21 protein-coding genes are annotated in these 20,767 nt (G+C 65.0%); 11 read left to right on the top strand and 10 right to left on the bottom strand.

Translation table 11 applies throughout. The annotated features are described in order from the left end of the window. The 6 genes from HYN69_RS07140 to HYN69_RS07115 all read right to left on the bottom strand — a co-directional run bounded on the left by HYN69_RS07140 (position 1) and on the right by HYN69_RS07115 (position 4,605). Positions 1 to 450, bottom strand: coding sequence for an acyl-CoA thioesterase (locus tag HYN69_RS07140; protein WP_108435137.1), 450 nt, complete (start codon positions 448 to 450; stop codon positions 1 to 3). Positions 451 to 723: 273 nt separating this feature from the next. Further along, positions 724 to 1,842, bottom strand: a complete 1,119-nt coding sequence (locus tag HYN69_RS07135) for an aminotransferase class V-fold PLP-dependent enzyme (protein WP_108435136.1) — start codon at positions 1,840 to 1,842, stop codon at positions 724 to 726. 23 nt (positions 1,843 to 1,865) lie between these two features. Further along, positions 1,866 to 2,540, bottom strand: a complete 675-nt coding sequence (locus HYN69_RS07130; RefSeq protein ID WP_108435135.1) for an amino acid ABC transporter permease — start codon at positions 2,538 to 2,540, stop codon at positions 1,866 to 1,868. Beyond that, positions 2,537 to 3,313: a D-glutamate cyclase family protein gene (locus HYN69_RS07125; RefSeq protein WP_108435134.1), complete on the bottom strand. Its 777-nt coding sequence runs from the start codon at positions 3,311 to 3,313 to the stop codon at positions 2,537 to 2,539. Before HYN69_RS07125 ends, HYN69_RS07130 begins: the two co-directional genes overlap by 4 nt. After that, on the bottom strand, positions 3,310 to 3,753 hold the full coding sequence (locus HYN69_RS07120; protein WP_108435133.1) for a hypothetical protein: 444 nt from the start codon (positions 3,751 to 3,753) through the stop codon (positions 3,310 to 3,312). The genes HYN69_RS07125 and HYN69_RS07120 overlap by 4 nt, the downstream gene beginning before the upstream one ends. 51 nt (positions 3,754 to 3,804) lie before the next feature. After that, on the bottom strand, positions 3,805 to 4,605 hold the full coding sequence (locus tag HYN69_RS07115; protein WP_108435132.1) for an ABC transporter substrate-binding protein: 801 nt from the start codon (positions 4,603 to 4,605) through the stop codon (positions 3,805 to 3,807). Between the two features lie 200 nt (positions 4,606 to 4,805). Here HYN69_RS07115 and HYN69_RS07110 point away from each other — a divergent pair, with 200 nt between their 5' ends. After that, positions 4,806 to 5,441: a GntR family transcriptional regulator gene (locus HYN69_RS07110; RefSeq protein WP_108435131.1), complete on the top strand. Its 636-nt coding sequence runs from the start codon at positions 4,806 to 4,808 to the stop codon at positions 5,439 to 5,441. Here HYN69_RS07110 and HYN69_RS07105 read toward each other — a convergent pair whose 3' ends face one another. Next, entirely contained in the window at positions 5,442 to 6,701 is a 1,260-nt protein-coding gene (locus HYN69_RS07105; RefSeq protein ID WP_108435130.1) for a glycerate kinase type-2 family protein, read from the bottom strand. Between the two features lie 80 nt (positions 6,702 to 6,781). On the opposite strand from HYN69_RS07105, the gene HYN69_RS07100 reads away from it, so the two are divergent. The 5 genes from HYN69_RS07100 to HYN69_RS21165 all read left to right on the top strand — a co-directional run bounded on the left by HYN69_RS07100 (position 6,782) and on the right by HYN69_RS21165 (position 13,428). Then, the gene (locus HYN69_RS07100) at positions 6,782 to 8,311 is read left to right on the top strand and encodes an FAD-binding domain-containing protein (protein ID WP_108435129.1); all 1,530 of its coding nucleotides are present in this window, start codon (positions 6,782 to 6,784) and stop codon (positions 8,309 to 8,311) included. After that, positions 8,311 to 8,469, top strand: a complete 159-nt coding sequence (locus HYN69_RS07095) for a DUF2256 domain-containing protein (RefSeq protein ID WP_108435128.1) — start codon at positions 8,311 to 8,313, stop codon at positions 8,467 to 8,469. Before HYN69_RS07100 ends, HYN69_RS07095 begins: the two co-directional genes overlap by 1 nt. A gap of 337 nt (positions 8,470 to 8,806) precedes the next feature. Continuing rightward, complete coding sequence (locus tag HYN69_RS07090) at positions 8,807 to 10,957, top strand: malate synthase G (protein WP_108435127.1); 2,151 nt, start codon at positions 8,807 to 8,809, stop codon at positions 10,955 to 10,957. A gap of 105 nt (positions 10,958 to 11,062) precedes the next feature. Then, on the top strand, positions 11,063 to 11,926 hold the full coding sequence (locus HYN69_RS07085) for a PDZ domain-containing protein (protein ID WP_159082395.1): 864 nt from the start codon (positions 11,063 to 11,065) through the stop codon (positions 11,924 to 11,926). A gap of 92 nt (positions 11,927 to 12,018) precedes the next feature. After that, entirely contained in the window at positions 12,019 to 13,428 is a 1,410-nt protein-coding gene (locus HYN69_RS21165; protein WP_216824665.1) for a PDZ domain-containing protein, read from the top strand. Positions 13,429 to 13,469: 41 nt separating this feature from the next. On the opposite strand, the gene HYN69_RS07075 is transcribed toward HYN69_RS21165, so the two are convergent. Continuing rightward, a complete protein-coding gene (locus HYN69_RS07075) occupies positions 13,470 to 13,721 on the bottom strand; it encodes a BolA family protein (protein ID WP_108435125.1) in 252 nt (83 codons plus the stop codon). 96 nt (positions 13,722 to 13,817) lie between these two features. Between HYN69_RS07075 and HYN69_RS07070 the strand changes: the two genes are divergently transcribed. Continuing rightward, positions 13,818 to 14,453, top strand: a complete 636-nt coding sequence (locus HYN69_RS07070; protein ID WP_108435124.1) for a J domain-containing protein — start codon at positions 13,818 to 13,820, stop codon at positions 14,451 to 14,453. On the opposite strand, the gene HYN69_RS07065 is transcribed toward HYN69_RS07070, so the two are convergent. Continuing rightward, complete coding sequence (locus HYN69_RS07065; RefSeq protein ID WP_108435123.1) at positions 14,438 to 14,812, bottom strand: hypothetical protein; 375 nt, start codon at positions 14,810 to 14,812, stop codon at positions 14,438 to 14,440. The genes HYN69_RS07070 and HYN69_RS07065 overlap by 16 nt on opposite strands. Before the next feature lie 137 nt (positions 14,813 to 14,949). Between HYN69_RS07065 and cobS the strand changes: the two genes are divergently transcribed. From cobS to HYN69_RS07045, 4 genes are all read left to right on the top strand, one after another. Further along, on the top strand, positions 14,950 to 15,936 hold the full coding sequence (cobS, locus tag HYN69_RS07060) for a cobaltochelatase subunit CobS (RefSeq protein ID WP_174213652.1): 987 nt from the start codon (positions 14,950 to 14,952) through the stop codon (positions 15,934 to 15,936). A 118-nt stretch (positions 15,937 to 16,054) separates the two neighbouring features. Further along, positions 16,055 to 17,932, top strand: a complete 1,878-nt coding sequence (cobT, locus tag HYN69_RS07055; protein WP_108435121.1) for a cobaltochelatase subunit CobT — start codon at positions 16,055 to 16,057, stop codon at positions 17,930 to 17,932. A gap of 71 nt (positions 17,933 to 18,003) precedes the next feature. After that, the gene (locus HYN69_RS07050) at positions 18,004 to 19,794 is read left to right on the top strand and encodes an aminopeptidase P family protein (RefSeq protein ID WP_108435120.1); all 1,791 of its coding nucleotides are present in this window, start codon (positions 18,004 to 18,006) and stop codon (positions 19,792 to 19,794) included. A gap of 73 nt (positions 19,795 to 19,867) precedes the next feature. After that, entirely contained in the window at positions 19,868 to 20,203 is a 336-nt protein-coding gene (locus HYN69_RS07045; RefSeq protein ID WP_108435119.1) for a DUF427 domain-containing protein, read from the top strand. Here HYN69_RS07045 and HYN69_RS07040 read toward each other — a convergent pair. Further along, positions 20,200 to 20,616: a SufE family protein gene (locus HYN69_RS07040; RefSeq protein WP_108435118.1), complete on the bottom strand. Its 417-nt coding sequence runs from the start codon at positions 20,614 to 20,616 to the stop codon at positions 20,200 to 20,202. The two genes, HYN69_RS07045 and HYN69_RS07040, sit on opposite strands and share 4 nt — an antisense overlap. Positions 20,617 to 20,767 lie beyond the last annotated feature (151 nt).

The raw sequence follows: 20,767 nt of genomic DNA, 5'->3' as shown, positions 1-20,767 counted from the left end.
TTACGTCTGGGCCTGAACCGGAATGTGCGGGACGGGGTCGGCGGGGGCAAGGAAGCTTTCGAGCTTGGCTTTCACATCGTCAGGCCATGGCATCGAGGTGTGTTTGTCAAGCCAGCTTGCCGCAAGCACCTGTTCGCCCGACCAGCGGTCTTCGGCCCCGCAATGGACGGTGTGGCGGATGCGGACCGAGGATTTGCCGACCTTGAGCACGCTTAAGCGGAAGGTCAGCCTGTCGCCGAAAAACGAAGGGCGCGAGAAGTCGCACGACAGGTGGACGGTGGGGGTGCCCCAGCGTTCCTTCCAGATGATCTCGTGCCACGGATAGCCGATATGGGTCCAGAATTCCTCGACCACGCCGTTCAGGATGTTGAGGTAGGCGGGGTAATAGGCGGTGCCGGAAATATCGCAATCGCCGAAGTTGAGCATGCGGTCGGTGGTGAAGCTGGTCATGACGGGTCCCTCCGTCCCGCATTGGGGACGCGGGCGGCGGGGGCGTCAAGAGGCTTTCCGGCAAGGCGCATCGGGGGCATCAAGGCGGGGGGCCTTCTGCCCCCCGTGGCTCGGCCAGCCTCGCCTCCCCCCGAGGATATTTGGGCCGAGAAGAAGGGCAAGGATGCGGTCCGTTTCTTCTCGGCGACAAATATCCTCGGGGGGTGAGGCACGGGACGTGCCGAGGGGGGCGGAAAGCCCCCCTCTTTCCGGGCAGGATGCAGGGTGCTGCGGTCAGGCGCGCAAAAGATGGCCAAGCGCCGTGATCAACCGTTCCACGCCATCGTCGGTGGTCACGATTCCGGGCGACAGGCGCAAGGTCTGGCCGCGTGCGTCGGTTGCGATGCCCTCTTCGCGCAAGGCCGCCACGACCTGTGCGGCGGGCGGATCGATCCTCAGCATGACCGAGCCGCCGCGTTTCGCCTCTGCTCGGGGGGTGACGAGTGTCAGGCCCATCTCGTCCGCAGCCTCGATGATGCGGGCGGTCTGGCGGCGGTTTTGCGCCGCGATGGCGGGGCGGTCGGCCTGCGCGTGCCAGTCAAGCGCGGGAAGCGAGGCCAGTGCGGCCATGCATCCCGGTGTGCCATTGTCGAAGCGGCGGATGTCGGGGGCGTATTCGAAGGTGTCCAAGCCCCAGTTGAAGGGGTTGTCCTGGCTGAACCAGCCGCGGAGTTCGGGCTGGCATCGGGCGATGAGTTCAGGCGCAACGTGCAGGATGCCTGCCCCCGGCGTGCCGCACATCCATTTCAGACTGGTCGAGACGGTGAAATCGACCGCCGGAGCGGTGACGTCAAAGGGCAGCAATCCCGCGGCTTGGGTGATGTCGACGCCGATCAGGCTGCCCATCTGGCGGCCATGGGTGACGAGCGCGTCCAGATCGATGCGGTGCGAGGTGGTCGATGACACCCATGTGAGCAGGGCGAGGCCCACGTCAGGGCCCCATGCGGCGGTAAAGTCTTCATCCTCGACATGAGCGGCCCCTTGGTGGAAAGGCACGGTGTGGAGGGTGAAGCCCATGCGGTCGGCCAGTTTCGTCAAGAGGAAATGGTTCGACGGGAAGCAATCGGCCCCCACCAGCACGCGCTTGCCGCGCAGGGTTTCGGGCGGCAGCGCTGTCACCAGCATGTGCAGGCTTTGGGTGACCGACTCTGATGTGGTCAGCGTGGCCTCGGGGGCGCCTATGATGCTGCGCCAACGGTCGATGAAACGGGCGCGACCGCCGAGCAGATAGCCCCATTGCGCGTCATTGGCGGCCCCCCAGACGCCTGCGAATTCGGCCATAGCGCGGGCAAGATCATCGGCCTTGCCGGGGTATTGGCCGATCGAGTGGTAGAGGAAATAGGCGTCTTCCATGGTATTCCTTGGGGTCTTGCGTGTCAGCGGACGTAGGCGCGCTGGAAACGGTGTTCGAGCCATCCTGTCAGCCGCACCAGCGGCCAGAGCATGGCGACATAAAGGATCGCGGCCCCGATCAGCGGGGTCGGGTTGGCGAAAAGCGCCTGCGCGTCGGTGGCCTGTTTCAAGAGGTCCGACATGGCGACCACCGAGGCGAGCGAGGTGTCCTTGATGATCGACACGCAGTTCGAGGCATGGGGCGGGATGACGATCCGCATCGCCTGCGGGTAGACCACCTTTCGCATGGTCAGCCAGAAGCCGAGGCCAAGCGCCGAGGCCGCTTCGAATTGGCCCTTTGGCACCGACTGGATGCCTGCGCGCATCACCTCGGCGGCATAGGCGGCAAAGACCATCGACAGGGCCACGGCGGCGGCGGTGAAGGACGAAAGCACGATGCCCGCAAAGGGCAGCGCGTAATAGATCAGTATCAGCACCACCAGCACCGGCATGGCGCGCATCAGGTCGGTATAGCCGATGGCCAGCAGTTGCAGCGGGCGCGGCGCGTAAAGCCGGACCATGGCGACACCAAGGCCTGCCAGCGTGCCGAGGATGATGGCGGTCAGGCCCAGAAGGACGGTGTTGGCAAGCCCCCGCATCAGGATGGGGATCGATCGCCACAGCACGTCGGTGTTGAAGAAGATGTCTACGGCGCTCATGGCTGGCCTTTCACGCGGGTGTCGGTGATCAGCATATGACCGGGGGCATGGGTGATCGCAAAGGGGACGCGGGCCGAGGCGATGGCGCGCTCCATCGTGACACCGCAGGCCCAGAACACCGGCACCTCGCCGGGGCCTATGTCGGTCAGGCCGATGCCGTCGACGGGTTTGGCCAGATCGACTCCGATGGCTTTGGGGTCGCCGATGTGGACAGGCGCGCCGTGCGACCGGGGGTGCTGTCTGGTGACACTTGTGGCAAGGCCCACCTGATCGGCAGGGATCGCCCGCATCGACACCACCAGATTGCCGCCGAACCCGCCCGCAGCGCGGTTGGGGATCGTGGTGTCAAAGGCCGAACAGCTGCGCCCTGCCCCGTGGCAGCGCAGGGTCACGCCGGCCGCGACCAGATCGGCCTCGAAGCTGAGCGAGCAGCCGATGGCAAAGGCCACGAGGTCGGGCGTCCAGTAGCCCGAGACATCGGCGGTGTGGGCAGCGGCCTTGCCATGGCGGAACAGCCGGTACAGCGGCAGGTCGCGGCGCAGGTCGAAATCGCCAAGCGCGGGCAGGCCCCATTCCCCCGCCCTGCCCCGCGCCAGCAGCGGGCAGGCGGCGGGGTTGGCGCGCAGGAAGCACTCGAAATCGTCGGCCCAGGCTTCGGGAATGACGGCAAGATTGGCTTGCCCGTAACCGTCGCACAGGGCCGAGGTCTGGCGCACCTCGCCATCGCGGAAGCGGGCGCGCCATGCGGCGGGCGTATCGCCCAAATCGATCATGGCTTGGTCCGCGCGGCGCTGAAAGCCGTTTCGATCTGGGCCTTGAAGAGCAATACCTCCAGCTCGTGCGTCTTGCAGGTGCGGGCCCAGCGGGCGTCATCCATCCACGCAGCCCGCCATGTTGTCATGGCCACCATGGCGGTGCCTTCGGGCTGGCCCCAGTCGGCGCCGCGCGTCACGCGGATCGACACGCGTGGAACGCGGGCGCCTGCGGGGCCAAGGTGGAAATCGATCAGGCCAAGCGCGCGGTGCGGCCGGATTTCGACCTCGGCCGTGGTGCCGTCGAAAAGCGAGGTGCCGCGCCACAGACCGGCTTCGGCCAAAGGCTGCAGGTCCATAGAGCCAAGCGCCCAGCGGCCAAGGCGATGCCCGTCGGCAAGCGCGTCGAAGACGGTGTCGAAGGGCGCATCGATGCGGACGGATGCGAGATGGGCTGTCATTTAGCGGGCCTTGGGGGGTTCGGGGGGCCGTGGCCCCCCGTGGTGCAGGGGTCAGTCGGCCGAGGTCGGGACCGGCATCGGGGTGACGGTAAAGCTGCCCGCAGCAGGCGCCACGCCAAGCCATTTTTCATAGATCGCGGCCATGGTGCCATCGGTCTTCATGTCGGAAATGATCTGGTTGACCGCTTCCAGCTTGTCGGACCCTTTGGGCATCATGATCGCAAACTTCTCGCCCGTAGTGATCTCTTCGGCCACGGCAAGGCCGGTCATCTGGGCGAAAGCATAGCGCAGGCCCACGACATCGTTCACCGCAGCGTCGATCCGGCCATTGGCAAGATCGGACAGCATGTTCGACGTGGTGTCATACGATTTGTATTCGGCGTAACCCAGTTCGGCCTCGCGCTCTTTCAGCCAGCTTTCGGGGAAGGAGGTGGCGATGGAGCCGACGATCTTGCCCTCGAGGTCGGCTGTGGATGTGATGTCCGACCCTTCCTTGACGCCGATGCCAAGCGCGCCTTCGACGTAAGGCTGGGTGAAGGACTGGCTTTCCAGACGCTCGTTGGTGATGGTCAGCGACGAGATCACCATGTCGACGCGGTTCGACGCGGTGGCGACGAAAAGCGCCTTGAAATCGAGGCCCGCGATTTCGGCGGTGGTGCCCATGCGCTTGGCGATTTCATTCACGATGTCGACTTCGAAGCCTTCGAAGGTGCCAGCTTCGGTCTTGTTCTCCCACGGCGGATTGGCGGGGTAGGAACCGACTTTCAGCGCCTCTTGCGCTTGCGCTCCGATGCCGAGGCCAAAGGCGAAAACGGCTGCGAGGGTGAATGTCCGGCGTCTGGTGATGGTCATGGGTTCCTCCTTGTTGGGCTGCGGTGTTGCTGGCGATCCTCGGGCACGAAGGATTCGCGTCGGGCCGGACCTCAAGAAAGCCTTGCAGATTCCGTATCCATTTCAAGTGATGTTTTAGGCTTGAAATTAATCTTGAGCCGCAGAAGGTTGCTTTTTCCGCTATGCCGGGGCAGAAAGGGCGTGCAAAGAGTATTCAATTCATGTCCCGTCAAAGCCACCGTGACCGCATTTACGACCTGCTGCTGACCCGCATCCAGAATGGCGAGCTGGGCTGGCAGGACCGTCTGGTCGACACCACGCTGGCCAGCGATATGGGCGTGTCGCGCATGCCGGTGCGCGATGCGTTGCTGCAACTGGCGGCAGAGGGCTATCTGGTGCCCACCACGCGGGGCTTTACCCTGCCCAACCTGACCGATGCCGAGGTGCTGGAGGTGTTCGAACTGCGGCGTCTGCTCGAACCGCGGGCGGCGGCGATGGCGGCGCAAGCGATGACCGGGGCGCAGATTGCCCTGCTGGCCGAGGCGGTGGAACAGGTGCAAAGCACGCTGCTCAGCGGCGATATTCCGCTGTTCTTCCGCGCGTCGGAACGGTTTCGCAGCGGCTGGCTGTCGATGGTGCCGAACCGCGCACTTCTGGACACGATCCGCCGCTACATGGCGCAGGTGCAGCGCGTGCGGCTGACGACGATGCGCGATCCGGTGTCGCATGCCGTTGTGATTGCAGGCCAGCGCGAGTTGCTGGCGGCCTTTGCCGCGGGCGATGTGGTGGGGGCCTCCGACCGGATGCTGCGCTTCGTGGTCGAGGGGGAACAGGCGTTCCGGCGATTGACGCAGTGATCAGACGATCAGGATTGCGCGGAAATCGTTGACATTGGTCAGGGTGGGGCCGGTGACGACCTGCGCGCCGATCTTGCCGAAAAAGCTGTGGGCATCATTGGCGGCAAGGGCTGCGGCGGGGTCGAGCCCAAGGGCTGCGGCTTTTGCCAGCGTGTCGGGGCCGATGATCGCGCCCGCCACCTCCGCCGCGCCATCGATTCCGTCCGTGTCGCAGGCGATGGCGTGGATACCGGCTGCGCCTTTCAGCGCGAGGACCAGCCCAAGGCAGAATTCGGCATTCGGCCCGCCGATGCCTGCGCCACGGCGGGTGACGGTAAGTTCGCCGCCCGACAGCAGAACAAGCGGCGGATCGGCAGGCTTGCGGACGCTTTGCAGGCGGAGCGCCTCGGCCGCCATCGATGCCGCCACGTCGCGGGCTTCGCCTTCGATTGCATCACCGAGGATGCGGACTTCGGCCCCCCCTGCCCGTGCAAGTTCGGCTGCGGCATGCAGCGATTGGGCGGGGGCGGCATATATGATGTTGGTGGTGCGCGACAGGCGCGGGTCGTCGGGCACGACCACGCCCGAAGGCCGCGACAGGGCGGCGGTGACGGATGCAGGCGCGGGCACGGACCAGTCGCGCAAGATGGCCAAGGCATTGGCGGGGGTCGAGGCATCGCCCACGGTGGGGCCAGAGCCGATGAAGGCCGGATCGTCGCGGGGCACATCGGAAATCATCAGCGCAAGCATCCGCGCCGGATAGGCGGCGGCGGCGAGTTGGCCGCCCTTGACGCGGCTCAGGTGTTTGCGGACCGTGTTCATCCGGTCGATCGGCGCGCCGCTGGCAAGAAGGGCCGCATTGACCTGTTGCTTTTGGGCCAGCGTCACGCCTTCGCTTGGCGCGACCAGCAGCGCGGAGGCCCCGCCCGAGATCAGGGCGAGGACGAAATCGCCCTCACCGAGGCTTTCGAGCAGCGAGAGCATGCGCGCTGTGGCCTTTGCGCCCGATTGGTCGGGCACGGGATGCGCGGCTTCGATTATCTCTATCCCTGCACAGGGGCGGGCATAGCCGTAGCGCGTGATGACCAGTCCCTCGCACTGGCCCCAGACCGCCTCGACCGCTTCGGCCATGCGGGCGCTGGCTTTGCCTGCGCCGACGACGACCACGCGGCCTGCGGGTCTGGGTGGCAGGAAACCGGCAAGCGATTGCATCGGATCGGCCACGGCGACGGCGCGGTCGAACAGGCTTCGCAAGAAGGCGGCGGGGTTGGCATCGATCATGGCCGGATAGGGCCAGCAAAGCGCGACGATGGCAAGATGGGGACTTTACGAATCTGCGGGCATGGTTAGATAAATGTTCCATGAATGTTCTCGTTTGGTTCAAGCGCGATCTGCGCATCGAAGACAACCCCGCGCTGGTGCAGGCCGCCGCGATGGGCGCGGTCTTGCCGCTGTACATCGTCGAGCCTGACTATTGGCGCCTGCCCGACACATCGGCGCGGCAATGGGCCTTTACCGCCGAGGCGCTGGCCGGTCTGCGCGAGGATCTGGCGCGGCTTGGTGCGCCGCTGATCGTGCGGGTGGGCGAGGCGGTCGAGGTGCTCGACCGGCTGTGCCGCCAGAACGATGTGGCCCGCGTGATCAGCCATGAGGAGACGGGGAACCTGTGGACCTATGGCCGCGACCGTCGGGTTGCGGAATGGGCACGGGGCGCGGGGGTGGAATGGCGCGAGCTGCCACAGCAGGGCGTTATCCGGCGCCTTGCCCGGCGTGACGGCTGGGCCGGGCGCAGGGATGCGGTGCTGCGCGAGGCGGTAATTGACGCGCCCCCTGCCCTGCGGGCCATCGCGGGGGTGGAACCGGGGGCGATCCCGCCCGCCCGCGCCCTGCGGCTGGCCGATGACCCCTGCGCGCACCGTCAGGCGGGCGGGCGGGCGCAGGGGTTGCTCATGCTCGACACGTTCCTTGGCCAGCGGGGCGAGACTTACCGTGCCGCCATGTCCTCGCCCCTGACCGGCGAGCGGGCCTGTTCGCGGCTGTCACCGCATCTGGCGCTTGGGTCGATCTCGCCGCGCGAGGTGGTGCAGGCCACGGCGGCGCGGCAGGCCGAGGTGCGGGCCGAACGGGCGGGCGGGCGCTGGGGCGGGTCGCTGTCGTCGTTCCAGTCGCGCATCGCGTGGCGCGACCATTTCATGCAAAAGCTGGAAACCGAACCCGCGATCGAGATGCGCGCCCTGCACCGCGCCGCCGATGCCCTGCGGCCGCGCGAACCCGATGCCCTGCGGCTGGCGGCATGGGAAAAGGGCGAGACGGGGCTGCCGTTTCTGGATGCCTGCATGCGCTATCTGCGGGCGACGGGCTGGCTGAATTTCCGCATGCGGGGCATGGTGGTTTCGGTGGCGTCCTATCACCTGTGGCTTGATTGGCGGGCGACGGGGGCGGTTCTGGCGCGGCGCTTTACCGATTACGAACCCGGCATACATTGGCCGCAGATGCAGATGCAGGCCGGGGTGACGGGGATAAACACGTTGCGGATCTATAACCCCGTCAAACAGGGGCAGGACCAGGACCCAAGCGGCGCTTTTACCCGCCGCTGGGTGCCCGAACTCGCCGCCGTGCCCGATGCGTATTTGCAAGAGCCGTGGAAGTGGAGCGGGGCGGGGTCGCTCTTGGGTCGGATGTATCCCGAACCCGTGGTGGATGTGGCCGCAAGCGCGCGGGCGGCGCGCGAGCTGTGCTGGGGATTACGCAAAGAGCCGGGGTTCCGCGCCGCAGCCTTCGAGGTGGTCGAACGCCACGCCAGCCCCGGCAATGACCGCCGCTTCGTCAATGACCGCAGCCGCATGGCGCGGCGCAAGGGGGATGTGGCACAGATGAGCTTTGACCTCTGATGGCGAAGATGCGTAAAAAGTCCGACCTGCCGTCGAAGACCTGCGCCACCTGCGGGCGGCCCTTTGTGTGGCGCAAGGCATGGGAGAAGGTCTGGGACGAGGTGAAATACTGCTCGGACCGCTGCCGCATGGACAGGGCCAAGCGCAAGGACGGTTAGCGCGCCTTGTCCCTGCCCCGATTTTTCTGCGAAAAATCGCGCCCTTCGGTCTGGTGTCGTGCCCGCGGCTGGCCCCGGAGAGGGCTGTCTGCCCTCTCCGGACCTCACCCGAGGATATTTGCACCAGCGTGAATGGAAGGGCTGCGCGACGCAGGCGAGCGGGCGCAAAACCTTGCCGCGAGGCGAGGTTTTGCGTGGTCGGAAGGCGGGCGATTGGCAGGAATTCCCGAAAGGTGATGTTCGGCTTTGCAGGGAAATACTGCGGGCGGTTTGATTGTGATGGCGTTGCGCCCCGTGTATTGTGTGCCGTGGCATACCGGAACGGAGGAGACGAGGCATGGAGCGGATCGAGAGACAGGGGCTTTCGGTGGACCGTCGTCTGGTCGACTTTGTCGAAGGGGCGGCGCTGCCCGGCAGCGGGGTCGATGCGGGGCGGTTCTGGGCCGGATTTGCGGCGGCGATTGCCGAACTGGGGCCGGTGAACCGCGACCTGCTGGCGGTGCGGGCGCGGATGCAGGCCGAAATCGACGCATGGCATGTGGCGCGGCGCGGTCAGGCGTTCGACGCGGTGGCTTACCGTGCGTTTCTGGCAGAGATCGGCTATCTGGTGCCCGAGGGGCCGGATTTCCAAATCGAGACCGCGGGCGTCGACCCCGAGATGTCGCTGGTTCCGGGGCCGCAGCTGGTCGTGCCGGTGATGAATGCGCGCTATGCGCTCAACGCCGCCAATGCGCGCTGGGGGTCGCTATACGACGCGCTTTACGGGACCGACGCGCTGGGGGATGCGCCGCAGGGCAAGGATTATGATCCGGCGCGGGGAAGCCGGGTGATCGCCTGGGCCAAGGCGTTTCTGGACGATGTCGCCCCGCTGGCCAAGGGAAGCCATGCCGATGTAACGACCTATCGTGTCGTGGGCGGGGCGCTTTTGCCTGCGCTGAAAGACCCCGCACAATTCGCGGGCTATCGCGGCGAGGCGGGTGCGCCTTCGGCGATATTGCTCAAGAACAACGGCTTGCATCTGGTTCTTCGCATCGATCCCCTGCACCGGATCGGGGCGGTCGACAAGGCGGGCATGGCCGATCTGCGGATGGAATCGGCGATGTCGGCAATCATGGATTGCGAGGATTCGGTCGCCGCCGTCGATGCCGAGGACAAGGTTCTGGCCTATGCCAACTGGCTGGGCCTGATGCGGGGCGATCTGGTCGAGATGGTGGCCAAGGGTGGGCAGACCATCGAGCGGCGTCTGCGCGACGATTACGCCTTTACTGCCCCCGACAGCACACCCCTGACGCTTAAGGGCCGCGCGCTGATGCTGGTGCGGAATGTGGGGCACCTGATGACCAACCCCGCCATCCTCGATGCCGGGGGGCGCGAGGTGGGCGAAGGGATCATGGATGCTTTCGTGACCACGCTTTGCGCGCTGCATGATCTGGGAAAGACCGAAGGGCCGCGCAATTCGCTGCACGGGTCGGTCTATGTGGTCAAACCCAAGATGCACGGGCCGGACGAGGTGGCTTTTGCCTGCCGCATCTTTGACGCGGTGGAAGATACGCTTGGCCTGCCCCGCCACACCGTCAAGCTGGGGATCATGGACGAGGAGCGGCGCACATCGGCCAACCTCAAGGAATGTATCCGCGCGGCGAAATCGCGGGTGGCGTTCATCAATACCGGCTTCCTCGACCGGACGGGGGACGAGATCCACACCGGCATGGAAGCGGGGCCGATGGTCCGGAAGGGCGAAATGAAGAACGCCGCCTGGATCAGGGCGTATGAAGATCGCAACGTCGATATCGGCCTTGGCTGCGGGCTAAAGGGGCGGGCGCAGATCGGCAAGGGGATGTGGGCGATGCCCGACCTGATGGCCGCGATGCTGGAGCAAAAGATCGCCCATCCGCGCGCGGGGGCGACCTGCGCCTGGGTACCATCGCCCACCGCGGCCACGCTGCATGCCACGCATTACCACCGCGTCGATGTGCTGGCGCGGCAGGACGAGATTGCCGCAGGCGGGCCACGCGGTCGGCTGGACGATTTGCTGACCCTGCCGCTGGCTGCGGGCGTGAACTGGTCCGAGGCCGAGGTGCAGGCCGAGGTCGAGAACAACGCGCAAGGCATCCTTGGCTATGTGGTGCGCTGGATCGATCAGGGCGTGGGCTGTTCCAAGGTGCCCGACATTCATGATGTCGGCCTGATGGAGGACCGCGCCACCTGCCGGATTTCCAGTCAGGCGCTGGCAAACTGGCTGCATCACGGCGTGATCGACGAGGCGCGGGTGATGGCCGCTCTTCGCAAGATGGCGGCCGTGGTCGACCGGCAGAACGCAGGCGATCCGGCTTACCGGCCCATGGCGCCGGGGTTCGACGGTATCGCCTTCAAGGCGGCCTGCGATCTGGTCCTGCGCGGGCGCGAACAGCCTTCGGGATATACCGAGCCGGTGCTGCATCGCCGCAGGCTTGAGCGCAAGGCGAAGGATCGTTTGCATCTGGTGTAGATTTTCGCTGCATCAGGGATAAGGAGCGGGTAAGAAAAGCCGTCCCATGTATGGACAAGGGGGCGGCGGGGTGTCGTCTTCTGTATTCGTTAACGGTGTATATCCATGTCGCGACCCAAGACGACCTTCCTGAAAATGGCTGCTCTCGCTTTGACCGTAACGGTTCCGGCAGCGGGCTACGTGCTGCTTGCACCGGTGCCTGCGCTGGCGGCCGGCACCCTGCCGGCACCCTCTGTTTCGCGCGCGCTCGATGCGGTGCTGATGCCGGTCGATGCCTCGGTGGTGTCGGCATTCGGTCTGGCGGCTGGCTCTACAGGCGTTCTGGTCCTTGCGACCGAACCCGACGGTCTGGCCGATGCCGCTGGCATCGAACCGGGCGACGTGATCGATTTCGTGAAGGGCGAGGCGATCCTGAGCCCCGCCGATCTGGACGAGGTGGTCTATTACTGGATCCTGCAGGGTGCCTTCGATTTCGAAATGAACGCGCTGCGCGGGGGCAAGCCTTACAAGGCCACGACGACGATCACGCTGGAATCGTGGGAAAGCGTGATCGACATCACCACCGTGTCGAGCTGGTCGAGCTATTCCTATGAAAGTTTCAGCTACAGCGAATATTACGCCGAGTATTCCGAAGAAATCACCGAAAGCTACGAAGCCTCCGAGACAATGATCGAGGAATCGGTCACGTCGGAAGAGTTCGAGACCGACATGCAGGCCGAAGACGAAGGCTATGCCGAGGTCGAGGGCGAGGCCGTCGACGGGGACATGGCGGGCGACGAGGCTGTAGCCGAAGACGAGGTTTGCGATCCGGCGGTCAACCCCGACTGCGCCGATGCAGCAGCCGACGAAGGCGCGGCTGATGCTGGCGACGAAAGCGCGGCTGACGAAGGCGCGGCTGACGACGGCGCAGGCGACGACAGCGGCGACGCCGGGGGCGACGAGGGCGGCGAAGAAGAGATCGTCGAATAATCCGGTCTGATGCGGTCGCCCGATGGGGTGGCCGTTTTTTCCCAGTGTGGGTGGCGATGGTGCTGCCCGTTTACCAGTAAGGAATTACGCGCGTGAATATCTTCCTCAAGCCGGTCTTGCGCAGCCTGTGCGTGACCCTGTCCCTTGCAGCGCCCATGGGCCTGGCCGTTACGGTATACCCGACGCAGGTCGAGGCGAAGACCGTCAAGAAATCGACCCTGCCCAAGCCCTATGTCAGCCGTGCGCTGAAAGCCGTGCTGATGCCGGTGACGAAATCGGTGGCCAAGAAGTTCCGCCTTGCCAAAGGCGCGAAGGGGGTGATGGTCGTCTCGGTCCAGCCCGACGGCATCGCCAAGATGGCAGGGCTGAAACCCGGCGATGTGATCAGCTCGATCCTTGGCTACAAGGTGCGTCAGCCGATCGATGTCGACACGATCATCGCCTATTACCTGACCAATGGCGTGACCGATTACGCGCTGGTCGGCGCACGCAAGAACGGGCGGACCTACCGCGCCGTGACGCCGATCACATGGGATTACTATTACCTGCCGATCGATGTCTATTCGGTCTATGAATGGACGAGCTTCAGCTATTCCAGCTACAGCTACACCGAATATTATTCGTATTATTCCGAGACGATCATCTCGAGCTACGAGTATTCCGAGACACTGATCGAGGAACGGATCAGCGAGACCAGCTTCGTGTCGTCGATGGAAACCACGGTCGAGGAAAGCTCCATGTCCTATGACGAGGAGATCGTCGAGGGAAGCTATGTTTCGGGCGGGACCGGCGAAGTCTGGAGTGGAAACGAAGGCGTGGTCGCCTATAGCGCGGCCGACGACCCGGCCGAGCCTGCCTTTGCCGACGCCCCCGAAGACACCGCCTTTGTCGAAGACGCTCCGGCAGAGAGTGACAACGAGGACGCGTCCGGCGTTGACGAAGTCTCCTCTGACGGGACGGTTGCGGACGGCGCGGCCACCGACGAAGGCTATGCCGACGAGACAGCGACAGACGGCGAAGCCACCGACGAGGCGACAACCGACGAAGGCTATAGCGACGAGACAGCGACGGACGGCGAAGCCACCGACGGAGCGACAACCGACGAGGCGACCACCGACGAAGGCTACACCGACGAAGGCTATACCGACGAGACAGCGACGGACGGCGAAGCCACCGACGAGGCGACCACCGACGAAGGCTACACCGACGAGACAGCGACGGACGGCGAAGCCACCGACGAGGCGACAACCGACGAAGGCTATACCGACGAGGCCCCTGCCGAAGAACCGGCCATCGAGGAAGAAGCCCCTGCCGAAGAATACTGCGCGGGCGAGATTGTCGATGGCTCCTGCACCGAAGCAGCCGTCGAAGAACCCGCTTACGAAGAACCGGCTTACGAAGAACCGGCTTACGAAGAACCGGCTTACGAGGAGCCCGCGGTCGAAGAGCCGGCCTATGAAGATACGGGCGGCGGCGACGGTGGCGAGGAATATATCGAGTAACACCCCGCCACGGCGCGCCTGCAAGGGCGCGCCGCAAGACCCTAGCCGATGTCGAGGGCGATAGCGTGCACGCGGGTGTTCAGATCGCCCAAGGCGCGCTGCACGGCGCGGTGCCGGTCAACCCGGCCCATCGCGGCCAATGCGGCGGCGCGGATCGTCACCTTGAAGTGGCTTTCCCCGCTGCCATCATCGCCGGAATGTCCCGCATGGCGGTGGCTTTCGTTCACCACGTCAAGCAGGCTTGGCGAAAATGCCTGTGTCAGGCGGGCAGTAATCTCGTCTCTGGCTGTCATTTACGTCATAGCGGGGTTTTTCCGCCCCGCCCCCCTTCAATCCGGCGCGTAAAGCCTTAAACTCTCGCCTCCGAGTCGGAAAGGCCAGCCAGACAGATGACCACGCGTCCCCCCTTTGAATTCGATATCCGCGTCTCGTCCGACAAGAAGCGGCGCAAGACGACGCGGCGCGGCATGTCGGGCGCCTTCGAGACGTCGCAGAAGATGTGCGAGTTTCCCGATTGCAAGGAACAGGGCGCCTACCGCGCCCCGAAATCGCCCGATCTGCTGGACGAGTTCTTCTGGTTCTGCAAAGACCATGTGCGCGAATACAATCTGAAGTGGAATTTCTTTCAGGGAACCACGGATGAGGAGTTCCAGAAATTCCTCGACAAAGACCGGCTTTGGGGGCGCGAGACCCAGCCCTTTGCCAAGCGGCCCGACGAGGGGCGGGCGTGGCAGCGTCTGGGGGTAGACGACCCGATGGCCATCCTCGGCGACAAGTCCACGATCAACCCGCCCAAGGCCACCAGCAACGCGACCCGCAAACTGCCCGCGACCGAACGGAAAGCGATCGAGATCCTCGACGCGCGGGATACCTGGACCAAGGCGGACATCCGCAAGCAATACAAGAGCCTGGTGAAAGACCTTCACCCAGATATGAACGGCGGCGACCGCAGCGACGAGGACCGTTTGCAAGAGGTGGTCTGGGCCTGGGACCAGATCAAGGACAGCCGCTACTTCCGCGACTGACGGCGAAGCCCCAGCACCTGCACCGCGCCCGCCGCGAAAGCCAGCGCCGCAAGGGAAAGGGGCTGGCGCGGCAGGTCGGGCAAAAGCCCCATCCCCGGCAACAGCGCAAGCACGCCCCCCGTCCCAAGGGTGATGCCCAGCACCAGCGCCCCCGCGACCGCCCAGCCCATGGCCCCTGCCCGCCCGAACCAGGGTGCTGCCAGCCAGCCAAGCGCCAGCGCAGGCAGAAACGCCGCGCGAAAGGCGGGCGACCACAGCACCGACGCCTCGGTATCGGCCCCCAGTTCGGCCCGACCGAAGGCCGAAGCGACAAGGGCTGCCAGTAGAAATGCGGAAATCAGGCGGTGTTTCAGGTCCATCCTCGGGTGATAGCGCGGCGCCTGCGGCTTTGCCACATGTCGCTTGCGTCGATTTGCAGGACGCCCTTCCCCTTGCAGCCCCCGCTTTATGTTCCACACAAGTCGAAAGGCCCCGACGGGGTTTCCCAATGGATGTGATGGCGGACGGAATGCTCGACACTGTGCTTAGACCCACCGAAGAAATCTCTGTCCGCGATGTGTTCGGCATCGACACCGATATGAAGGTGAAGGGCTTTGCCGACCGCACCGACCGTGTGCCGGAAATCGACACGACCTATAAATTCGATCCGGATACGACGTTGGCGATCCTTGCGGGTTTTGCCTACAACCGCCGCGTGATGATCCAGGGCTATCACGGCACGGGCAAATCGACCCATATCGAACAGGTCGCGGCGCGGCTGAACTGGCCCTGCGTGCGGGTCAACCTCGACAGCCATATCAGCCGCATCGACCTGATCGGCAAGGATGCGATCAAGCTGCGCGACGGCAAGCAGGTGACGGAATTCCACGAAGGCATCTTGCCCTGGGCGCTGCGTAACCCCGTGGCCATCGTGTTCGACGAATATGATGCGGGCCGCGCGGATGTGATGTTCGTGATCCAGCGCGTGCTGGAACATGATGGCAAGCTGACGCTTCTGGACCAGAACGAGATCATCACACCGCATCCGTCGTTCCGGCTGTTTGCGACGGCGAACACGGTTGGCTTGGGCGATACCACGGGGCTTTACCATGGCACCCAGCAGATCAACCAGGCGCAGATGGACCGCTGGTCCTTGGTCGCCACGCTGAACTATCTGAGCCATGATGCCGAAGCCGCGATCGTGCTGGCCAAGAACGCGCATTACAACACCGACAAGGGCCGCAAGATCATAAACCAGATGGTCACGGTGGCCGACCTGACGCGCACGGCCTTTATGAACGGCGATCTGTCCACGGTGATGAGCCCGCGCACGGTGCTGAACTGGGCGCAGAACGCCGAGATCTTCCGCAATGTGGGCTATGCCTTCCGGCTTTCGTTCCTGAACAAATGCGACGAGCTTGAGCGCCAGACCGTGGCCGAATTCTTCCAGCGCTGCTTTGGCGAGGAATTGCCCGAGAGTGCGGCCAGCATGGCGATGAAGTAAGGCGGCCTTCCCGCGCAGGCGGGGACCGTTCGACTGCGCCCGAGGAGATCCCCGCTGACGCGGGGATGACGCCCCTGTCCCTCTTGCCGCCACCCTGTCGCGGTGCAAATGTGAACCCATGAAGCCGCAAGACAACAACCCCGCCGATCCGTTCAAAAAAGCCTTGGCCGAGGCGACCAAGACCATGGCGGATGATCCCGACATGACGGTCAGCTACTCGGTCGACCCTCCGGGGATGAACGCCGAAGGCGTGCGCCTGCCGCAGGTGAGCCGCCGGATGACCCGTGACGAGGTGATGCTTGCGCGGGGCACCGCCGATGCATTTGCGCTGCGCCGGAAATATCACAACGACGCGGTGTCGAACCGCTACGCGCCGACAGGGAACCTTGCGCGCGAAATCTACGACGCGATGGAGACGGCGCGCTGCGAGGCAGTGGGCGCGCGGGCCATGCCCGGCACGGCGGTGAACATCGACGCCAAGATCGCACACGAGGCGGATCGCAAGGGGTATTCACAGATCACATCGGCACAGGATGCGCCCTTGCCCGTTGCTGCGGGCTATCTGGTGCGGCATCTGGCGACGGGGCGCGACCTGCCCAAGGGTGCGTCCAATGTGATGGACCTGTGGCGTGGCTTCATCGAGGAACAGGCAAGCGGCACGCTGGAGAACATCGACCATGTGCTGAACGATCAGGCGGCCTTTGCGCGGCTGGCGCGGCAGGTGATCTCCGACCTCGGCTATGGAGACCAGTTGGGCGACGACCCCGATCAAAACGATCCCGACGATCAGGAAGGCGAGGCCGAAGAGGATCAGGACGCGCCGGACTCGGCGGGTGAGGAAGAGCAGGAAAGCGACGAGTCCGAGGCCGCGCCCGAGCGGTCGCAGGAAGAGCAGCAGGACCAAAGCCAAGCGCAAGTCACGATGGAAGACAGCGCCGATATGGAACAAGGCGACGAGGCGGAATTGCCCGAAGGCGAAGCCCCGCTCGAGCCACCACCGCCTGCGCCCTATTCCGATGCCGACCCGAACTACAGCGTCTATACTACAGATTTCGATGAGGAAATCCGCGCCGAGGAATTGGCGGAACCGGCGGAGCTTGAACGGTTGCGGGCCTATCTTGACCAGCAGTTGGAGCCTTTGAAGGGCGCGGTTTCGCGCTTGGCCAACAAGTTGCAGCGCCGTTTGCAGGCCCAGCAGAATCGGTCTTGGTTGTTCGATCTGGAAGAGGGCACGCTGGATGCCGGGCGTCTGGCGCGGGTGGTGGCGAACCCGACGACGCCGCTGAGCTTCAAGCAGGAAAAGGATACCGAATTCCGCGACACTTGCGTGACGCTGCTTCTGGACAATTCCGGCTCGATGCGCGGGCGGCCGATCAGCATTGCCGCGATCTGTGCCGATGTGCTGGCACGCACGCTTGAGCGGTGTTCGGTCAAGGTGGAAATCCTCGGCTTCACCACGCGGGCGTGGAAGGGCGGGCAGTCGCGCGAGCGGTGGCTGGCGCAGGGGCGGCCGCAGGGGCCGGGGCGGCTGAACGATCTGCGCCATATCATCTACAAGAGCGCCGATGCGCCGTGGCGGCGGGCAAGGCCGAACCTCGGGCTGATGATGAAAGAGGGGCTGCTGAAAGAGAACATCGACGGCGAGGCGCTGGAATGGGCGCATCGCCGCATGGCGAACCGGCCCGAGGCGCGCAAGATCCTGATGGTGATTTCCGACGGCGCGCCGGTCGATGACAGCACGCTGTCGGTCAATGCCGCGAATTTTCTGGAAAAGCACCTGCGTGACGTGATCGCGATGGTGGAACGGCGGCGGCAGGTGGAGTTGATCGCCATCGGCATCGGGCATGACGTGACGCGCTATTACCAGCGGGCGGTGACGATCACCGATGTCGAGCAATTGGCAGGCGCGATGACCGAGCAGCTTGCCAGCCTGTTCGAGAGCGACCCGAAAAAGCGCGCCAAGGCGGGCAACGCGCCGCAGCGGCGGGCGGGATAGGGGGCGTTCCGCCCCCTCGCCTTCGGCTCACCCCCTGAGGATATTTTTCAGACAGAAAATGAGGGTACGGGATGTTCCAGAGCTTCGAGACGACCTCTGACCCGTCGAAGGGCCTGGCGCGGCTGGCGGCTTTGCGCGATGTGCTGGCCGAGGCCGGGGTGGCGGGGTTTCTGGTGCCACGGGCCGACGCGCATCAGGGCGAATATGTAGCGCCGCGGGACGAGCGATTGTCTTGGCTGACGGGGTTTACCGGATCTGCGGGCTTTGCCGTGGTGCTGCCCGACGTGGCGGGGGTGTTCATCGACGGGCGGTACCGCGTGCAGGTCAAGGCGCAGGTGGATGTGTCGGTGTTCACTCCTGTGCCATGGCCCGAGGTGAAGCCCGGCGACTGGATCAAGGCGCATCTGGCATCTGGCGTGATCGGGTTCGACCCGTGGCTGCATACCGCCGACGAGGTGGAGCGGCTTGAGACAGCATTGCAGGATCATGGCGTAACCCTGCGTCCTGTCGCGAATTTCGTCGATGCGATCTGGCCTGACCAACCCGCAGCACCGGTCGGCAAGGCCTTTGCCCATCCGATAGGTCTGGCGGGCGAGACAAGTGTTGCCAAGCGCGCGCGGCTCGGGGCGATGCTGCGCGAGGCGGGGCAGGATTTTGCGGTGATCACGCTGCCGGACTCGATTTGCTGGCTGTTGAACCTGCGGGGCGCGGATGTGCCGCGCAATCCGGTGCTGCAGGGATTTGCGCTTCTGGATGCGGATGGCGGGGTGCGGCTGTTCACCGATCCGGCCAAGATCACCCCGGCGGCAGCGGCGGCGCTGGATGCGGCGGTGACGATCCTGCCGCCCGAAGCGTTCAAAGCGACGCTGGCCGATCTGACAGGCGCGGTGCGGGTGGACAAGGCGACCGCCCCCTTGGCGGTGTCGCAGCTTTTGACGGGGGCGCGGGTGGTCTGGGGCGACGATCCCTGCCGCTGGCCAAAGGCGCGCAAGAACGCCGCCGAGATTTCGGGAATGCGCGAGGCGCATCTGCGCGACGGGGCAGCGGTGGTCGAGTTTCTGGCCTGGCTCGACCATGAGGCGCCAAAGGGCCGGCTGACCGAGATCGACGTCGTGACCGCGCTCGAAGGCTATCGCCGCGCGACAAACGCGCTGCATGACATCAGCTTCGACACGATCTGCGGGGCGGGGCCGAACGGCGCGATCATGCATTACCGCGTGACCTCCGAGACCAACCGTCCGGTCAGGCGCGACGAGTTGCTGCTGGTCGATTCGGGCGCGCAATTCCCCGACGGAACGACCGACATCACCCGCACGGTTGCGGTGGGCGACCCGGGAGCCGAGGCGCAGGAGTGCTATACCCGCGTCTTGCAGGGGATGATCGCGATTTCGCGGGCGCGTTGGCCCAAGGGGCTGGCGGGGCGCGATCTGGACGGGTTCGCGCGCTATCACCTGTGGCTGGCCGGGCAGGATTTCGACCATGGCACGGGGCATGGTGTGGGCGCGTTCCTGTCGGTGCATGAAGGCCCGCAGCGCCTGAGCCGGATTTCCGAGGTGCCGCTTGAAGTGGGCATGATCCTGTCGAACGAGCCGGGCTATTACCGCGAGGGGGCTTTCGGCATCCGGCTGGAGAACCTGGTGGTGGTCGACACGGCGCCGCCTTTCGGCGACATGCGCGATCAGTTGTGCTTCGAGACGCTGACCTTTGCGCCGCTGGACCGGCGGTTGATCGTGGTGGGCGAATTGTCGCGGGGCGACCGTGACTGGCTGAACGCCTATCACGCCGAGGTTCTGGCCAAAATCGGGCCGAGGGTAAGTCCAGCCGCGCTGGAGTGGCTCAAGGCAGCCTGCGCGCCGATCTAGGGCTTGCCAGACGGGGGATGCGTCCGCAGACTGGTGGCTTGGGCCAACGGGGTGGCCAACGGGGGGGCCTGCCATGACCACGATCACGATCCGTCCGGCAGCGGGCAGCTATACGATACGGGCCAAGGGTGCGATCCTTGGCGAGACGTCGCGGGCGGTCGAATTGCTCGAAGGCGGCCGCGCGCCGGTGATCTATGTCCCGCGCGAGGATATGGCGATGGCCTTTCTGGACCCGAGCGACCGGCAGACCACTTGCCCGCACAAGGGGGTGGCCAGCTATTATTCGGTCGCAACCCCCGAGGGGCGGCTGCAAGACGTGGTCTGGTCTTACGAAAACCCCAAACCCGGGGCCGAGGGGATAAAGGGATATCTCGCCTTTTATCCCGATGTGATGGTGCAGCGGGTCTAGCGGGCCTGCGCTTCGGCGGCGGTTTTCTGGATGCGTTCGACCATCGACCGCAGGCCGTTCGAGCGTTGCGCCGACAGATGGTCGGTCAGCCCCAGTCGGGCGAGTTCGGCGGGGGCGTCGATGCGGGCGATATCGGCCACCGGAACGCCTGCATAAAGGGTGTGAAGCACCGCGATCAGGCCCTTGACAATCATCGCGTCGCTGTCGCCCTGAAAATCGTAGCGACCGCCGTCGATCATCGGCTGGATCCAGACTTGGCTGGCGCAGCCCTGCACCTTGGTTGCGGGCACCTTCAGCGCGTCTTCCATCGGGGGAAAGGCTTTGCCCAGTTCGATGACATGGCGGTAACGGTCTTCCCAGTCGTCGAGGAATTCGAAGGTTTCGGCAAGGTCGTTGAAGGCTTCGGTTGCCATGGCAGATCCCTTTGATACGGCGCTTTACCTAGTCTTCGGGGGGGCAAAGGTCCAGCCCTGCGCCCTGCCCTGTCGTTCTGCTTTTGGGCAAGGCCGCTTGAGGTGCTTTTCAAAGCGCCGCCAATGGGCTACCCAATGGGCAACGAACAGG

The organism is Gemmobacter aquarius (genome assembly GCF_003060865.1).
In the GTDB taxonomy this organism is placed as follows: Bacteria; Pseudomonadota; Alphaproteobacteria; order Rhodobacterales; family Rhodobacteraceae; genus Paragemmobacter; species Paragemmobacter aquarius.
The sequence above is the reverse complement of the archived record's forward strand: the minus strand, read 5'-3'. Positions and strand labels throughout refer to the sequence as shown.

Excerpts from the sequence above, each read along its gene's own strand:
- HYN69_RS07045 (WP_108435119.1), top strand. The coding sequence starts at position 19,868 with ATGACCACGATCACGATCCGTCCGGCAGCGGGCAGCTATACGATACGG.
- HYN69_RS07090 (WP_108435127.1), top strand. The coding sequence starts at position 8,807 with ATGGAGCGGATCGAGAGACAGGGGCTTTCGGTGGACCGTCGTCTGGTC.
- HYN69_RS07115 (WP_108435132.1), bottom strand. The coding sequence starts at position 4,605 with ATGACCATCACCAGACGCCGGACATTCACCCTCGCAGCCGTTTTCGCC.
- HYN69_RS07110 (WP_108435131.1), top strand. The coding sequence starts at position 4,806 with ATGTCCCGTCAAAGCCACCGTGACCGCATTTACGACCTGCTGCTGACC.
- cobS (WP_174213652.1), top strand. The coding sequence starts at position 14,950 with ATGGCGGACGGAATGCTCGACACTGTGCTTAGACCCACCGAAGAAATC.
- HYN69_RS07135 (WP_108435136.1), bottom strand. The coding sequence starts at position 1,842 with ATGGAAGACGCCTATTTCCTCTACCACTCGATCGGCCAATACCCCGGC.
- HYN69_RS07125 (WP_108435134.1), bottom strand. The coding sequence starts at position 3,313 with ATGATCGATTTGGGCGATACGCCCGCCGCATGGCGCGCCCGCTTCCGC.
- HYN69_RS07130 (WP_108435135.1), bottom strand. The coding sequence starts at position 2,540 with ATGAGCGCCGTAGACATCTTCTTCAACACCGACGTGCTGTGGCGATCG.
- HYN69_RS07120 (WP_108435133.1), bottom strand. The coding sequence starts at position 3,753 with ATGACAGCCCATCTCGCATCCGTCCGCATCGATGCGCCCTTCGACACC.
- cobT (WP_108435121.1), top strand. The coding sequence starts at position 16,055 with ATGAAGCCGCAAGACAACAACCCCGCCGATCCGTTCAAAAAAGCCTTG.
- HYN69_RS07040 (WP_108435118.1), bottom strand. The coding sequence starts at position 20,616 with ATGGCAACCGAAGCCTTCAACGACCTTGCCGAAACCTTCGAATTCCTC.
- HYN69_RS07085 (WP_159082395.1), top strand. The coding sequence starts at position 11,063 with ATGTCGCGACCCAAGACGACCTTCCTGAAAATGGCTGCTCTCGCTTTG.
- HYN69_RS07105 (WP_108435130.1), bottom strand. The coding sequence starts at position 6,701 with ATGATCGATGCCAACCCCGCCGCCTTCTTGCGAAGCCTGTTCGACCGC.
- HYN69_RS07100 (WP_108435129.1), top strand. The coding sequence starts at position 6,782 with ATGAATGTTCTCGTTTGGTTCAAGCGCGATCTGCGCATCGAAGACAAC.
- HYN69_RS07095 (WP_108435128.1), top strand. The coding sequence starts at position 8,311 with ATGGCGAAGATGCGTAAAAAGTCCGACCTGCCGTCGAAGACCTGCGCC.
- HYN69_RS07070 (WP_108435124.1), top strand. The coding sequence starts at position 13,818 with ATGACCACGCGTCCCCCCTTTGAATTCGATATCCGCGTCTCGTCCGAC.
- HYN69_RS07065 (WP_108435123.1), bottom strand. The coding sequence starts at position 14,812 with ATGGACCTGAAACACCGCCTGATTTCCGCATTTCTACTGGCAGCCCTT.
- HYN69_RS07050 (WP_108435120.1), top strand. The coding sequence starts at position 18,004 with ATGTTCCAGAGCTTCGAGACGACCTCTGACCCGTCGAAGGGCCTGGCG.
- HYN69_RS07140 (WP_108435137.1), bottom strand. The coding sequence starts at position 450 with ATGACCAGCTTCACCACCGACCGCATGCTCAACTTCGGCGATTGCGAT.
- HYN69_RS07075 (WP_108435125.1), bottom strand. The coding sequence starts at position 13,721 with ATGACAGCCAGAGACGAGATTACTGCCCGCCTGACACAGGCATTTTCG.